This is a genomic window from Methanoculleus sp. UBA208, assembly GCF_002498065.1.
Taxonomy (GTDB): Archaea; Halobacteriota; Methanomicrobia; order Methanomicrobiales; family Methanoculleaceae; genus Methanoculleus.
The window spans coordinates 425-15202 of record NZ_DAFZ01000054.1 but is presented as its reverse complement, the minus strand read 5'-3'; the positions used below and the strand labels follow the sequence as shown (position 1 = coordinate 15202).

The following is a 14778-nucleotide window of genomic DNA, read 5'->3' as shown; positions in this document are numbered from 1 at the left end:
CCGGACCGCCTCAGAGGGTGCCTGCGATCCGGATGATCTGCTCCCGGATTCCTTCCGGCGGGAGCATCTGGTCCACCTTTCCGGTCTCGAACGCGGCGCGGGGCATGGCGTGGATGGCGCATGTCCGGAGGGTCTGCGCGAGGGTGACGCCGCCGATGGCCTTGATGTGGCGGATCCCCTGCGCTCCGTCGCTCCCCATCCCCGAGAGGATCACCCCGGCGAACCGGTCGCCGCCGTTCTTCTCGAGCGATGTCATGGCGACGTCGATGGAGGGCCTGACGAACTGCACCTTCTCGTCGTCGAAGAGACGGATGGTCCGGTTTCCGACGAGTTTCAAGTGGACATCGCTTGGGGCCACGTAGATCGTGCCGTGCTCCACGGACTCGCCGTCCTCCGCGATCCTGACATCCATCCGGGTGGTCTTTGCAAGATGCCTGCAGAGCGAACTGTTGATGTAGAGCGGCATGTGCTGGACGATGACGATGGCGGCATCGACGCGCGGGAACCGCGAAAATATCGTCTCCAGCGTTCGCGGGCCGCCGGTCGAAGAACCGATGACCACGATCGTCCGGCTGGATGGTGCGGCGTTCTCCATGCGTCTCCTCGTCATGCAAGATAATCGAGGTAGCCCTTCACGACGGTCACGATCTCGTCCGCCTCGAACGGCTTCGTGATGTAGTCGATGACGTGCTCCTTGATGTATTCCAGTTCTCCGTCCGGGATGTCTTTTGCAGTGAGCATCGCGACGACGTTTCCTTCCATGAGATCCAGGTCGATCATCTCTTTGATCGTCTCCCAGCCGTCCTTTCCGGGCATCATGATGTCCATCAGGACGACTCCCCGGAACCCTTTCTTCAGCTCCGCTATGCAGGCATCGCCGCTCTCCACGGCGACGACCTCGATTCCCTCCGGTTCGAAGAGCTCCTTCATCACCTCGAGGATGAACACGTCGTCATCGACGACCATAATACGCTGGCACGGCACTTCCGTCATCTGCTCCCTCCCCGGAACCCGCCGGGTTCTTTGAGTAGTTTCTCTCGCCCCAATCAATATATAACCCTGCGGATTCTTCTCACGGCGCGTCGATCGCTTCCAGGGTGAATATAATGGTCGAGCCCATCCCTTCCCCGGCACTCTCGGCCCATATCCGCCCCCCGTGCCGCTCCACGATCCGCCGACAGATCGTGAGGCCGAGGCCCGGGGAATCGAGATCGTGCCGGGAGGGGTCGGCCTTGTAGAACTCGGCAAACGCCTTGTCGAGCTGTTCGCGGGTCATGCCGATCCCGGTATCCCTGACCGAGATGACCACGACCTCCTGCTCGCGGGCGGCGTCGATGGTGATGGTCCCCGTCCCGTCCTGCATGTATTTGACGGCGTTGGCGATCAGGTTGTTGAAGATCTCGCCGAGGAGGACCCGGTCGGCCCTGACGGTGATCTGCGGCGGGACATTGTTGTTGAGGGCGATCGTCTTCGCCTTGAGCGTGACCGCGTAGTTCCTTAAGATGTTGTTCAACTCGGCCCGCAGGTCGAGGGGCTCGAGGTCGAGCTCGATGTAGAGCGAGTTCATCCGGGCGAGTTGCAGGGTCTTCTGGACCAGGTCCTTCATGTAGGTGACGTTATGGCCGGCGATCTCGAGGAGGCGCCGGAGTGCGGGGTCCTGCTCCTTCTGGATGATCCCCGGCATGAGCGCGACCAGCGGCGTTAAGGGCGTCTTGAGGTCGTGCCCGAGCTGCGATATGAACTCGTCCTTCTGGGCGAGGAGCTTCTCCACGTCGGCGGTCCGCTCCCTGACCATTTCGTCGAGTTCCTGGTTGACGACATAGAGCTGGCTTCGCAGCACCTCCAGTTCCCGGTTCTTTGCCTGGAGATTCCCGGCAAACCCTTTGAGCGCCTCTTCCGCCTGCACCCGCTGGGTGATATCGATTCCGAGCTGCAGCATCAGGGGCGACCCGTCCGCGTCGGTGAACGGGTAAGCATGGACCTCGTAGGTCTTTCCGTTCATGTGGTCCCACTCCCACCGCTGCGGGCTCCTGAGGGTGAAGACCAGCGCGCTGTGGCAGGGGTTGCAGGGCCGGCGGGTGCCGCGCTGCACCTCGTAGCAGTGCCTGTCCCCCGGGTCGCCGAAGGTCTCCCTGAACGCCTTGTTGACGAACCGGAAGGTGTGGTCCTCCGCCTGCAGGGTGACGTAGGCCGGGAGCGTATCCAGGATCGAGAAGAGGCGGCGGTGTTCGGCGTTCAGGGCCGCTTCCGCCTCTTTGTACCGGGTGATGTCCGAGACGCGGCAGGAGATGACGGCATCGTCGAAGCAGCGTCCCCAGAGGACGAGCCAGTGTATTTTGCCGTCCCGGTCGACGAACTGCGTCTCGAGGACCACGTTGCCCGCATCCGGTTTTGCCTGGGCGAAGAACCGTGCGCGGTCGTCGGCGAACGGCCAGATCCTCGATATCGGCAGGTCCTGCAGATCGTCCGTCGTGTAATCCAGGAACTCGGCGAAGTCCCGGTTCGCATCCGCTATCGTCCCGTCCTCCTGCCTGATGAGAAACGCCCCGCCGGGAGCCCGCTCCATGGCCTCCAGTTGGTGGATCTGTTCCCGTGCCGAGTAGCCGACGGTCGAGGCGAGCGACGCAAGGGCGATCATGGCGACGAAGGGGAGGAGGGCGTCAGGCTCCGGGTACGCGCGCAGCACCGTGACGCCGATGTAGGCAAGCCCGAGCACGGTGGCGACGACGATCCCCCGCTCGCGGTAGAGGTAGCCGGCGATCACGGCGGGAAGGAAAAGGAGGAACCAGAGGATGAAATTGGTGCCGGGGGGCTCCACAAGGAGTGCGGCAATGACCGCGGCACCGGAGGTTCCTGCAACCAGGAGCATCCGGGGTTTCAGGTAACGCCCCATCGGCAGGAGCTGGAGGGGGCTCTTTTTGATACGAGGTGCCATCAGACCCTATTGATCTGAAGGCTTCCGGATCATTTATTATTCGCGGATCGGCTGCCCGCCTCCAGCGCTTCGGTGAGCGGCCCGGCTCCCGGCTCTCCCATCTTCCAGAGGAGGAGCGCGGCGCGTTCCTGCGTCTTCGGGTCAGGGCTCTGCATCAGGCGGAGGAGCGGTTCGACCGCCGGCTCCCCGATCCGGCAGAGGGCCATCGCGGCGAACGGCTGGAGGTCGGGATCGGCGCTCTCGATGACGCCGACGAGGGGTTCGATGGCAGGTTCGCCGATCCCCGTCAGGGCTGCCGTGGCGTATCGCTGGAAGTCCCGGTCTTCGGCGGCGCGCATCGCCGCGAGGAGGGGTTCGATCGCCGCTTCTCCGATCTGCACGAGCGCACGGGCGGCGTACCACCGGATGTCGTTGTCCCCGGTCTGCATTGCGTCGATGAGTGGGCCGACGGCCGCTTCTCCGCTTGCCCCGAGCTCGGCTGTCGCCGCCCGGCGGGCCGCGAGAGGGCCCTGCCGGAGATCGGCGATCAGTTCCGCGATCCGGGTCCTGTCAGTCATAGCGTCCAGGTACACCTTCGCGGGTGTTATGTCTTCCTGATGCTGCCGAGCGCCTCACGGGCAGCCTCGCGGACCCCCTCACTCTCGTCGTCGAGCGCCCTGATCAGGGGGTCGGCCACTCGCCGTTCCCCGATCTCCCCGAGGGCCCGCGCGGCTCCCGCGCGGACGCGCCAGTCGTCACCGGTGCCGAGCGCCTCAATGAGCGCCCCGACGGCGGGTCTTCCGACAAACCCGAGAGCGGCGATCGCTCCCTGCCGGAGCGCCTCGTCGTCCGTCCGGAGCGCCTCGATGAGAGAGGGGAGGGCGGGTTCGCCGATGTCCCCGAGCGCGCCCGCGGCGCGCTGCCGCACGTCCCCGTCGGGGTCGCGGAGCGCACCGATGAGCGCTTTGATGGCGCTCTCCCCGCCGATGCTGCCGAGCGCCAGGGCCGCCCCCCACCTGACGCGCTCGTTCCCGGCAGAGAGGCTCGCGATGAGCCCCTCCCGCGCGGCCTCGCCGATAGCCCCGAGCGCCAGGGCCGCTCTGCTCCGGACGTAGGCATCCCCGTCGTTGAGCGCCCCCATCAGTGCCGGGATCGCCGCGGGGTCGCCGATCCCGCCGAGAGCGACCGCGGCCATCCACCGCACATCGACGTCGTCGCTCCGGAGGCTCTCGGTGAGCGGCCCGACGGCCGGAGAGCCCAGTCTTCCGAGGGCCTCCGTCGCCTTCCAGCGGACGCCGACCTCCGGGTCCGCGAGGAGGGCGGCGAGCGGTTCGACCGCGGCGGAAACGCCGGCGTCGCCCAGGCACCCGGCCGCCCGGTAGCGGGTCTCCGGGTCCCGGCTCGAGAGCCGGGCGATCAGCCTCTCCGCATCCCGGTCGCACGCGGGTGCCCCGCCCCCCCCGATACGGAAGTGGAGATCGCCGGCACGCCTGCCCGCGAGCTCGAAGAGATAGCCGAGGAGGTATGCGGCGGCGACGAAGATCCCCGCGCTTACGAGGATGGCCGGGCCCGGGGGCCCGTAGAGAAGGTACTCGACGGCGATGTGGACCGCGGCGAGCAGAACCCCGACGGCGACTGCGCGTCTGCGGTACCAGAACGCGGCGAGGATGAGCACCAGGTAGAAGAAGTGGGTGTACGTGACCGTGTTAAAGATGAGGTCCAGCAGAACGGAGAGCGCCGTGGCGAGAGCAATTATCGCAAGCCTGCCCCATTCCCATGAGTCCCCCGGCAGACCTGCAGGATTCATCGTCAAGAGTGGATGCGGGCCGCATCCATAAAGAGTTTGTGCGCCGGGGCTCCCGCCTTACTGCTCTGCAGCCGCAGCCTTCCTGCCGACGGTCTCCTTCAGTTTCGCAAGCGACGCCTCGATGAATGCCGGGATATCGTCCGGGTTCCTGCTCGAGACCAGGTTGTCGTCGATCACGACCTCCCGGTCGATGTACTCCGCGCCGGCGTTCTTGATGTCCTGGGCGACGGACTTCCAGCCGGTGATCTTCCGGCCCTCGAGCACCTGCGCGGTGATCAGGAGCTGGGGCGCGTGGCATATGGCGAGGACCGGTTTGCCGCTCTTGACAAAGCGGCGCACGAACTCGACGGGCGCATCGTGGGCCCGGAGTTTGTCGGGCGAGTAGCCGCCCGGTATGAAGAGCGCGTCGAAGTCGTCCGGCGATACGTCCGATGCTGCCCGGTCGATCGTGACCGGCGTCTGCTCCTTCTTCCCGTGCACGGTCTCCCCCGCGGAGAGGCCGACGTGGACGAGGTCGTGGCCGACCTCCCGGAACGCCTCCGCGGGCCTGGTGTACTCGACATCCTCGAACATATCCGTGATCAGGACTGCTATTCTGCTCATCACCTTTCCCTCCCGGGGCCGGACTTCCGACCCGCCCCTGATCGGTTCGGCCGGATATAATAGTATCGAGAACGGGGCCGGCGGGCGTCCGGCCACAACGGCCGCCGTTGCGGCTTTTGCGCGGACAGCCGGATGCGATCTCTATATCTTTTTATAGCCCTGCGCAGAACCGGGAACATATGCCCGTGCCGATTGGAGAACCCGGCAAAAACACCGCTTGTGGGAGGAAGGCCTCTGCCTGACTGGTACACCCTCTCCGCGGAAGAAGTCCGCCGGGAACTCGGAACCGGCCCGTCGGGCTTAAGCCCGGGAGAAGCGGAGGAGCGGCTGCAGCGCTACGGGAAGAACGTCCTCCGCGAAGAGGCCCGGGAAACCCGTCTCCAGGTCTTCCTCCGGCAGTTCAAGAGCGTCCTGATTGTCATCCTGGTGATCGCGGCGGCGGTCTCGTTCCTCGTCGGCGAACCTGTCGACGCCGCCGCAATCCTCATCATCGTCGTCTTGAACGCCCTGCTCGGGTTCTCCCAGGAGTGGCAGGCCGGCGAGGCGATCGAGGCGCTGAAGAAGATGCTCGTCCAGCGGGCCGTGGTCGTCCGCGGCGGAGAGCAGCAGGAGATCGATGCTCCGGAACTCGTACCGGGAGACCTCGTTATTCTCGAGATGGGGGAGCGGGTGCCCGCCGACCTCTTCATCGTCGAGGCGACGTCGCTCGAGGTGGACGAGGCGCCTCTGACCGGCGAGTCGTCGCCCGTCGATAAGGCGCCGGATTCGCTCCCTGCCGGGACTGCTCTCTCCGAACGGAGCAACATGGCGTTTGCGGGCACGACGGTGGTCAACGGGCGGGGGCGGGGTATCACCGTCGCCACCGGGATGAACACGGAGTTCGGCATGATCGCCGGGCTCTCCCAGCGGGTCGAGGACGAAACGACGCCCCTCTCCCGGCAGATGGACCGCCTCGGCCGCGACCTCGGGCTGATCGCCGTCGGCATAGCCATGCTCGTGGTCATCGTCGGGCTTCTGCAGCAGCGGGAGCTTCTCGAGATGTTCCTCATCGGCGTCTCGCTCGCGGTGGCGGTGATCCCGGAAGGTCTCCCGGCGGTCGTGACGCTCACGCTCGCCCTCGGCATCAAGAACATGATGCGGAGAAACTGCCTGATCCGCCACCTCCCGGCGTCGGAGACCCTCGGCGCGGTCTCGGTGATCTGCACCGACAAGACCGGGACGCTCACCCGGAACGAGATGGCGGTCGTCCGGGTGAGGACGCCCGGCGCCGAAGTCGCGGTCACCGGAACCGGGTATGCCCCGGAGGGGGAGTTCCTCCATGAGGGCACTCCCGTCGACCCGCTCGCGGACCAGGGGCTCGCCCGGTTCCTGCGCACCGTCCTTCTCTGCAACCACGCGACCCTCAATCTCGAAGAGGGGGGGTGGCGGATCTTCGGCACGCCGACCGAGGGTGCGCTCGTGGTCGCGGCGGCGAAGGCCGGTCTCTCCCGCGAGGATGCCCCCGCGGCGGCGAAGGAGTTCTCGTTCAACTCCACCCGGAAACGGATGACGATCATCTACCCCGAAGAGGGAGGTTTTGTCGCCCACGTGAAGGGAGCGCCGGAGGTGCTTCTCGCACGCTCGTCCCGGCTGCTCCGGGGAGACTCGGTCGTGCCGCTCACCGACGACCTCCGCGACGCGCTCCTCGCGGAGATCGGGGATTACGCGTCCGGAGGGCTCCGGGTGCTCGGGGCGGCATACCGCCCGCTCCCCGAGGGTCTCGAGTGGACCGAGGAGACAGTGGAGAAGGACCTGATCTTTCTCGGGTTTGCCGGGATCGTCGATCCCCCGCGGCCCGAGGCTGCGGAGGCGATCCGGCTCTGTCGGAGCGCCGGGATCGACGTCATCATGATCACGGGCGACAACCCGCTGACCGCCTACGCCATCGCCCGGGACCTCGGTTTATCGAGCGAGGGGGCGCTGACCGGGACCGATCTCGAGGCACTGGCCGATGACGAACTCGAGGAGCGTCTCCGGACCACAAAGGTCCTCTCCCGGGTCACGGCGGAGCACAAACTCCGGGTGATCGATATCCTTGCCCGCGACCGGGAGGTCATCGCCATGACCGGCGACGGCGTCAACGATGCCCCGGCGCTGAAGAAGGCGAGCATCGGGATAGCCATGGGGATCAAGGGGACGGATGTAGCGAAGGAGTCGAGCGACATGGTGCTCGTGGACGACAACTTCGCGAGCATCGTCGCCGGCGTCGAGGAAGGAAGACGGGAGTACGACAACATCTCCCGGTTCACCCGCTATCTCCTCTCCTCCAACGTCGGGGAGATGGTCGCGATCGTCGGCGGACTCCTCCTCGGCCTGCCGCTGATCCTCATCCCCATCCAGATCCTCTGGATCAACCTGGTCACGGACGGGCTCACCGCCATCGCGCTCGGTCTCGAGCCCGCCGAGCGGGACGTCATGCAGAGGCGGCCGCGGGACCCCGGGGAGTCCATCCTCACCCGGAATGCCTACCTCATCGTCCTCATCCTCGGGGTGTGGCTCGGTCTCCTGACCATCTACGCTTTCCTTGGCCTCTACGAGGCCGACCTCGACCGGGCGCGGACGATGGCCTTCACCGGGCTCATCATCTTCGAGCTCTACAACGTGCTGAACTTCCGGTCGTTCCGTTACCCTCTCCACCGGGTCGGGTTCTTCTCCAACCCCGCCCTGTTCCTCGCGATCCTCGGGAGCCTCGCACTCCAGGCGCTGGTGGTCTACGTCCCGGTCCTGCAGACCTTCCTCGGGACCGCACCGCTGACCCCCGGCGACTGGGGGCTGCTCGCCCTCCTCGGCCTGCCGGTGCTGATCGCCGGGGAGGTTTACAAAATTGTCATGCTGAGGCGGGCGAGAAGGGCGACGGGTTCGGGAGAGTCACCCGCGGCGGAGTGAGCCGGAGGCCGCCCGGCCCCCCTCCACCCGGCGGTGCGGACCGTTATGATTATGGGAGAATCGTGCATACCTGAATTCTACGATTCATTCTTTTTGGAGAGTTCCATGACCTATCGTCAATCTCTCATAGCATGCCTCACCGCCTCCAGCCCTCGCCGGGGTGGGGAGGCGTGACCGGCCCGGAACTGATCGCCATCGCGGTCTTCCTCTTCACCTACGCGCTCATCATCGACGAGCGGATCCACCGTGCGGTGGCGGCGATGCTCGGCGCCTCGGTCATCGTCTTTCTCCACATCGTCCCGTGGGAGAAGATCCCGGAGTACATCGACCTCGGCACCATCTTCCTCCTGATGGGGATGATGATCATCGTCAACACCGCCCGCGGCAGCGGTCTCTTCGAGTATGTCGCGATACGAACGACAAAACTGGCAAAAGGGAGCCCGATGCGGGTGTTGCTGCTCTTCTCGCTCGTCACGGCGATAACGAGCGCCTTCCTCGACAACGTCACCACGGTCCTCCTCCTCACCCCGATGCTGCTCTACATCGCGAGCGTCATGCGGATCACTCCTCTCCCCTTCCTCATCGCCGAGATATTCTCCTCCAACATCGGCGGGGCGGCGACGCTCATCGGCGACCCCCCGAACATCATGATCGGTTCGGCCGCCGGCCTGACGTTCAACGAGTTCATCGTCAACCTCGGCCCCATCATGGTCGTCAACCTGGCCGTCGTCATGGGGATGCTCGCCCTCATCTACAGAAAGGACCTCCACGTCTCGCCCGACGGGCAGGCCGGGATCGAGAAGACGTTTGCGGGCTTAAACGAGCAGGAAGCGATCCGCGACCGGTCTCTCTTCAATAAATCGATTGTCGTCATCGCGCTCGTCATCGGGATGTTCTTCGTCCACGCCCAGCTCGATCTCGAGCCCGCCCTCGTCGCCCTGATCGGTGCATCGATCCTTCTCTTCTGGAGCCGGCAGTCGCCGGAGGAGATCTTTGAGAAGATCGAGTGGCCGGCCCTCTTCTTCTTCGGCGGGCTCTTCGTCGTCGTCGGCGCCCTCGTCGAGACCGGGACGATCGCGGCCGTCGCCGGGTTCGTCGTGAACAACGTCCACTCTGAGGGCGAGGCCATGCTGATCATCGCCTGGTTCGCCGCGATCGCATCCGCTATCGTCGACAACATCCCCCTCACCGCCACCCTGATCCCCCTTATCCAGGATATGGGCGCGTCGATGGACACCTATCCGCTCTGGTGGGCGCTCGCCCTCGGCGCATGCCTCGGCGGAAACGGCACGGCTATCGGGGCGTCTGCGAACGTCGTCGTTATCGGGATCGCCGCAAGGAACGGCCTTTCCATATCGTTTCTGGAGTTCCTGAAGGTGGGGATGATCGTGCTCTTCGTCACGGTCGGGATCGGCACCGCCATCCTCTGGCTCACCTTTGCCGTCCTGTGACCCGGCGTTATCGGGTCGGCGGGGTTTTAGGTTCCCGGGTCGCCTCGACCTCCTGGAGCCGGCCGACCACCCACTTATACGCGGTCGCGGCCGCTTCCCTGACCGAGGCGCTCGGGTCCTCGCGCCGCATCCTCTCAAGCGGCTCCCGCGCCTTCGGGTCGGCGAGCGTCCCGAGAGAGAGGGTCGCCTGCGACCGGACGAACTCGTCCTCATCGTCCAGCGCCCGGATCAGCCCGTCGACGTCCCGGTCGTCACGCATGGTATCGACCTCATCGATTGTCGCCATAGCAATCTCCTGATCGTTTCGCGTAGACGTCCCGGCGGTATATATGCCTTGCCGGGCGGGCCGGAGGCGGCCCCGAACTACGTCCGGCCCTCCGCCGCCTTCCGGGCTGCAAGCCTCGCAACCACCTGGGCGTGCGCGACGGATGCGGCCCGCCGGACGCCCGTATCAGAGTCCGAGAACTTCAGCCGCTCCAGCGCCTCCAGCGCCCGCTCGTCGCCGACGGTGCCGAGCGCTTCGGCGGCAGTCAGCCGCACAATCTCGGCCGGGTCTGAAAGCGCCTCAACCAGCCCGTCGATGTCCCTCTTGCGCCGCATTGTATCGATATCCTTCCTCTGCGTCATACATCTCCCCGTTTTGGCCGATACGCGCATCTATGCTTCTTTCGTATTAAGAACGTTATGGGTAGCGACGGACGGAACGTCCGGAGCTCGAGAAAACGCGAAGCGTTTTCGAGTAACGACGCGTGCCCCGCCAGGGGCAGGCGGAGTTGGAGCACCGCAGGTGCGGGTTGCGACGGACGGAACGTCCGGAGCATGAGAAGCCGTCAGGCTTCGAGTGCGACGCTCCGTAGGAGCGGAGCTCAACCCCCGTATAAAAAAGTTCGACAGGGACAGCGGATCGCCGCCCCTCACGACGTCGCGACCTCGACGCACTCCTTCCTCGTTCCGATCCGGGCGAGCGCCCCGCACATCCCCGGGACGTAGGCGAGGGCTTTGCCCGAGTCCACCATGATCGATTTGAACTCGTCCATCCGGGGCGAGACGACCATGCAGGTGTCCGGGATCACCCGGGCGCCGCTCCGCTCGATGACGCCCACGAGGTCGGGGTTGTTCTGCGCGACCCCCTTTGCGGCGAAGATGTAGAAGGGTTTCGTCGTCGCCTTTCCTCTGAGGAGTTCCGCGAGTTCCCGGAGCTCGTCGGTGGAGCAGTGCGGGCACCCGACCGCAACCGCCTCTACCTCGGTCTCTGCGAAGAGGGCTTCGACCTCGTCTTCCGTCACCGTCACCCGGTCGAGGTCGCCGGTATCAAAAGAGAATACCCGGGCCTCCGGGGTGATCTTGTCGACGTGGAAGAGCGCGACGGCGCCGGTCGCCGCCATCGCGGCGCCGAGGGCTTTGAGGTGGTCGCGGCCCGGCCGGATACCGGAAAAGATCGGGATCCGGTTCCCCACCTTCTTCCCGGCGACGTGGCCGATGGCGCCCCAGTGGTTGGGGTGCGGGCCCGTGCCGCTCTCGACCTCGACGACGACCTGCGGCCGCCGGTTCTCGACGATGTGGAGGCCGTAGTACGGGGTCTTCCCGACGATCGCCGCCGCAAGAGCGCTCGGCCCGCCCTCCCGGTTCGTCCGGGCGCCGAGGACCGAGTTTGCGTAGGCGACTGCCGAGGACTCCGACCAGGCCAGATGCTCCCCGTACTCCGTGATGCGGAGGTAATAGGGCGTGCAGGTGCACTCGAGCCGGATCCCGAGCCTCCGGTAGGCCTCGACGACCTCCGTCTGGCGGCGGGCGAACTCCTCGCCGATCCCGAACTCCTGCCACCCCTCCCGCGGCATCCCGATGGGGTTCAAGACCGTCGGGACCGCCACCCGGGCGTTGAGGCTCTGCAGCCAGGAAAGCCCCCACTTCCCGATGGTCTTGTAGGACGCACCGCTCACCTGGGCGCTCGCGATCGGGACGAGTTTTTCAGCCTCGTAGACCCTCCCGAGCGCGACCAGGATCTCCATCATCTTCTGGCGTGTCTCGCCGAACTCGCCGGCGAGCACCTTCTCGTCATCGTTATCGAGATACATCTACGGCCACTCCGCTCTCCTGAATTCGTCTTCTTTCCCCATGACCATCGTGGCGTCGACCCCGACCTTCACGTTCGTCCCGTCTGATAGGCGCGTAGGGTCGAGCGACGAGCCCCGCACCCCGGTGACGACCATGATATCGGTATCGCCCCGCACCCGTGTCGCGATCGCGTACTCGACGTCGTGGGGGTCGTGGATATTGATATCCTCGTCCACCACGACGACGTGCTTCAAGGACGTATGAGCGGCAAACGCCGCCATGATGGCGTTCTTCGCGTCTCCCTGCGTGTTTTTGCGGATCTGCACCACCCCGTGAAGGTAGCCGGCGCCGCCCTTCGTGAGGAGGACGTCACGCACCGTCGTCACCTCGCCGACCGCACGGTAGATCCTGGGCTCATACGGCGCTCCCATCAGGAGCTTGTGCTCGTCACCGGCCGGAAGGATGCCGTGATAGATGGGGTCCTCCTTGCAGTACATCTTCGTGAACTCGATCACGTGCTGCTGGCGCACGGGGTCGTATGTCCCGGTGATATCGACGAACGGGCCTTCCGCCGCTTTTTCGGCACTGATATAGCCCTCGATCACAATCTCGGCGTCGGGGACCCGGACGCCGTTTTCGCACTCCCGGACGGCGAGTTCCCCGCCCATCAGCTCCGCGGCGTAGGCGAGTTCCTTTCCTTCCGGGACGCGGGTGCAGGCGGCGAACGTCACGAGCGGATGGGTGCCGACGGTGACCGCGACCGGGAGTTTCTCCCCCCGGGCGAGCGCCGATTTCAGCATGGTATGGGTGTGCCTCCCCTCCACCAGGCGGGCGACGACCCTTCGATCGTCGAGGACCATCATCCGGTGGATGGAGGCGTTCTCGACGCCGTCGTAGCGCGAAAAGACGATCCCGGAGGTGAAGTAGCGCCCGGCGTCGCCGGGGAAGTGTTTCATGACCGGCAGGCGGGAGAGGTCGGCAGGTATGCCCCCCTCACACCGTCCGGCATCCACGACGCAGCCGCCGTAGGTCATGGACGCGAGGTGTCCGACGAGGGCCCGCTCGTCCACGCCGAGTGCCGCTGCAAGCGATTGGCGGTCGGAGAGGAGATTCATCACCCCCCGGTGGCCGTCGAGGTCGCGGAAGAAGAGGATCTTATCCGTCCGGCTCGCCATGCGGGGAGCCTCGTACACGGTCGAGCAGGGGCTCTCGATCTCCTCGACCCTGCCCTGCTGGCGCATCAGTTCGATAAATTCACGCATCGTATCCGCTCCATCGGGTCCCGAGGTCGTGTTTGACCCCCATGTGGTCGAGCACCCGCGCCACCACCATATCGACGAGGTCGCCGATGGTCTCCGGGTGCTGGTAGAAGGGAGGGCTTGCGACCATCACGGTCGCGCCGGCCTCGTCGGCCGCAAGCATATTTTTCAGGTGGATCCGGGAGAGCGGCATCTCCCGGAGAAGGACGAGGAGAGGCCGGTTCTCCTTGAGGCAGACGTCCGCCGCCCGGGTGATCAGGTTGTCGGCGAACCCGTTGCTGACCGCCGCAAGCGTCTTCATGCTGCAGGGGACGATCGCCATCCCGTCGTAGCAGAACGAGCCGCTCGCGATATCGGCCGCGAGGTTGCTGTTCTCGGCGTATATAGCGTCGAACCCCTCAAGGTCCACGTGCTCGATCCCGGCTATCTGCCGGGCGGTATCGGAGATGACGATATGCACCGTTGAGTGATCGCAGAGCACCTCGAGCAGGCGGCGGGCGTAGACGATCCCGCTTGCCCCGGTGACCCCGACGACGAATTCCTTCTTCATGTGCTCTCCATATGTTATGTCACTACGAGTTTATCCTGTTTTGTCGCCCGCTTCACCCGGAGCACCTCTGTTGCCGCCTGCTCCACGGTGTTCCGGTGCTCCTCTACGGTGTAAATGCCGAGGCGCCACTGCTGCCGCCGGGTGTCGTTCAGGGTATTGATGAGGGGGGAGACCTCCTCGATCTCGACCATCGCGTGGCTGTTCCTGACCCGGACTTCCATCGAGAGGGCACCCGGGAGCCGGGGGATGTCGACGAGGACAGAGTCCTCCGTGACGCCGGCGGCCCCGGCGATCTCGCGGGCGATCTCCCGTTCCCGGGCGGGGCCGAGTTCCTGGCGGAGGGCTGCGGCGTTCACCCGGTCCTCGCCGATATACAGCGCCCGCTTGTAGAGGTCGCGGGCGTAGACCCGGCGGGCGAGGTCGCGGGTGATCCCGTGCGGCGAGTGCTTCAGCCGCTCCATGCAGGCGGCGTCGTCCATCCGCATCAGTTCGTGTGCGTCCGTGCCCGGAACGTTCAGCACCTCCTCGCGGAGGGCGTGGACGAACATGCTCGTCGCGATCCGGCTCACGTGGTGGAAGTAGACCGCCGGGCGCATCAGCGTCCGGGCGATGAGGAGCGACTCGGCGGCGTTGATCCCGCCTTCGTGCAGGGCGATGCCCGATTCGGTGAAGATGGTGCTCCGGATCAGCCGGTGCGCGTCGACCGTCCCGTAGGGCACGCCGGTGTAGTGGGCGTCCCGCATCAGGTAGTCCATCCGGTCGACGTCCAGGCTCCCGTGGATGATGCTCGCGAGGCGGTGCTTCCCGGCGACGACGGCGCAGACCTCGGCGGGGTCGAGCCCCTCCTCTTCGAGGATCCCGGCGATTGCTCCCTCGCAGACCAGACGATCGATCTGGTGGTGGCACCTTCCGGTAAACTCCTTCATCACCGGTTCGGTGACATGGGAGAAGGGGCCGTGGCCGATGTCGTGGAGGAGGGCGGCCGTGGTGACGAGCTGTGTCTCGCCGTCGTCGAGCCCGAGCTCGCCCGACATGAGGGCCGCAAGATGCATCGTCCCGAGCGAGTGCTCAAAGCGTGTATGGTTTGCCCCGGGGTAGACGAGGTTTGCAAACCCGAGCTGGGTGACGTGGCGGAGCCGCTGGACTACCTCCGAGTCGAGCAACCGGAGCGCGAGCGGTTCCGCCTCGACGTAGCCGTGCACCGGATCCTTGAT

14 protein-coding genes are annotated in these 14778 nt (G+C 65.7%); 2 read left to right on the top strand and 12 right to left on the bottom strand.

Annotation, left to right across the window (positions count from 1 at the left end):
- Positions 1-10 precede the first annotated feature (10 nt).
- From BRA62_RS05520 to BRA62_RS05495, 6 genes are all read right to left on the bottom strand, one after another.
- Positions 11-610, bottom strand: a complete 600-nt coding sequence (locus BRA62_RS05520) for a CheB methylesterase domain-containing protein (protein WP_292365521.1) — start codon at positions 608-610, stop codon at positions 11-13.
- Positions 607-993 (bottom strand): response regulator, encoded by a 387-nt coding sequence (locus BRA62_RS05515; protein ID WP_292365519.1) that lies wholly within the window; start codon positions 991-993, stop codon positions 607-609. Before BRA62_RS05515 ends, BRA62_RS05520 begins: the two co-directional genes overlap by 4 nt.
- Before the next feature lie 79 nt (positions 994-1072).
- Positions 1073-2935 carry a sensor histidine kinase gene (locus BRA62_RS05510; RefSeq protein ID WP_292365517.1) on the bottom strand — a complete coding sequence of 621 codons (1863 nt, stop codon included), beginning with the start codon at positions 2933-2935 and terminating at the stop codon, positions 1073-1075.
- A 29-nt stretch (positions 2936-2964) separates the two neighbouring features.
- Positions 2965-3492 (bottom strand): HEAT repeat domain-containing protein, encoded by a 528-nt coding sequence (locus tag BRA62_RS05505; RefSeq protein WP_292365515.1) that lies wholly within the window; start codon positions 3490-3492, stop codon positions 2965-2967.
- Positions 3493-3518: 26 nt separating this feature from the next.
- Positions 3519-4721 (bottom strand): HEAT repeat domain-containing protein, encoded by a 1203-nt coding sequence (locus BRA62_RS05500; RefSeq protein ID WP_292365513.1) that lies wholly within the window; start codon positions 4719-4721, stop codon positions 3519-3521.
- Between the two features lie 57 nt (positions 4722-4778).
- Positions 4779-5324 carry a type 1 glutamine amidotransferase domain-containing protein gene (locus tag BRA62_RS05495; protein WP_292365511.1) on the bottom strand — a complete coding sequence of 182 codons (546 nt, stop codon included), beginning with the start codon at positions 5322-5324 and terminating at the stop codon, positions 4779-4781.
- Between the two features lie 219 nt (positions 5325-5543).
- Here BRA62_RS05495 and BRA62_RS05490 point away from each other — a divergent pair, with 219 nt between their 5' ends.
- Both BRA62_RS05490 and BRA62_RS05485 read left to right on the top strand, forming a co-directional pair.
- Entirely contained in the window at positions 5544-8249 is a 2706-nt protein-coding gene (locus BRA62_RS05490) for a cation-translocating P-type ATPase (RefSeq protein ID WP_292365509.1), read from the top strand.
- Between the two features lie 170 nt (positions 8250-8419).
- The gene (locus BRA62_RS05485; RefSeq protein ID WP_292365507.1) at positions 8420-9700 is read left to right on the top strand and encodes an ArsB/NhaD family transporter; all 1281 of its coding nucleotides are present in this window, start codon (positions 8420-8422) and stop codon (positions 9698-9700) included.
- A gap of 7 nt (positions 9701-9707) precedes the next feature.
- Here BRA62_RS05485 and BRA62_RS05480 read toward each other — a convergent pair whose 3' ends face one another.
- The 6 genes from BRA62_RS05480 to BRA62_RS05455 all read right to left on the bottom strand — a co-directional run.
- Positions 9708-10031, bottom strand: a complete 324-nt coding sequence (locus tag BRA62_RS05480; RefSeq protein ID WP_331518851.1) for a HEAT repeat domain-containing protein — start codon at positions 10029-10031, stop codon at positions 9708-9710.
- Between the two features lie 32 nt (positions 10032-10063).
- Positions 10064-10327, bottom strand: coding sequence for a HEAT repeat domain-containing protein (locus tag BRA62_RS05475; protein WP_292365505.1), 264 nt, complete (start codon positions 10325-10327; stop codon positions 10064-10066).
- 287 nt (positions 10328-10614) lie between these two features.
- Entirely contained in the window at positions 10615-11775 is a 1161-nt protein-coding gene (locus tag BRA62_RS05470) for an aconitase X catalytic domain-containing protein (RefSeq protein WP_292365503.1), read from the bottom strand.
- A complete protein-coding gene (locus BRA62_RS05465) occupies positions 11776-13017 on the bottom strand; it encodes a UbiD family decarboxylase (RefSeq protein ID WP_292365502.1) in 1242 nt (413 codons plus the stop codon).
- Positions 13010-13564, bottom strand: a complete 555-nt coding sequence (locus BRA62_RS05460) for a UbiX family flavin prenyltransferase (protein ID WP_292365500.1) — start codon at positions 13562-13564, stop codon at positions 13010-13012. The genes BRA62_RS05465 and BRA62_RS05460 overlap by 8 nt, the downstream gene beginning before the upstream one ends.
- A 14-nt stretch (positions 13565-13578) precedes the next feature.
- The coding region (locus BRA62_RS05455) for an HD domain-containing protein (protein ID WP_292365498.1) at positions 13579-14778 on the bottom strand (1200 nt) is incomplete at its 5' end.

Coding starts and splice junctions, on each gene's coding strand:
- BRA62_RS05475 (WP_292365505.1), bottom strand. CDS start 10,327: ATGACGCAGAGGAAGGATATCGATACAATGCGGCGCAAGAGGGACATC.
- BRA62_RS05520 (WP_292365521.1), bottom strand. CDS start 610: ATGACGAGGAGACGCATGGAGAACGCCGCACCATCCAGCCGGACGATC.
- BRA62_RS05515 (WP_292365519.1), bottom strand. CDS start 993: ATGACGGAAGTGCCGTGCCAGCGTATTATGGTCGTCGATGACGACGTG.
- BRA62_RS05460 (WP_292365500.1), bottom strand. CDS start 13,564: ATGAAGAAGGAATTCGTCGTCGGGGTCACCGGGGCAAGCGGGATCGTC.
- BRA62_RS05500 (WP_292365513.1), bottom strand. CDS start 4,721: ATGAATCCTGCAGGTCTGCCGGGGGACTCATGGGAATGGGGCAGGCTT.
- BRA62_RS05470 (WP_292365503.1), bottom strand. CDS start 11,775: ATGTATCTCGATAACGATGACGAGAAGGTGCTCGCCGGCGAGTTCGGC.
- BRA62_RS05510 (WP_292365517.1), bottom strand. CDS start 2,935: ATGGCACCTCGTATCAAAAAGAGCCCCCTCCAGCTCCTGCCGATGGGG.
- BRA62_RS05465 (WP_292365502.1), bottom strand. CDS start 13,017: ATGCGTGAATTTATCGAACTGATGCGCCAGCAGGGCAGGGTCGAGGAG.
- BRA62_RS05505 (WP_292365515.1), bottom strand. CDS start 3,492: ATGACTGACAGGACCCGGATCGCGGAACTGATCGCCGATCTCCGGCAG.
- BRA62_RS05495 (WP_292365511.1), bottom strand. CDS start 5,324: ATGAGCAGAATAGCAGTCCTGATCACGGATATGTTCGAGGATGTCGAG.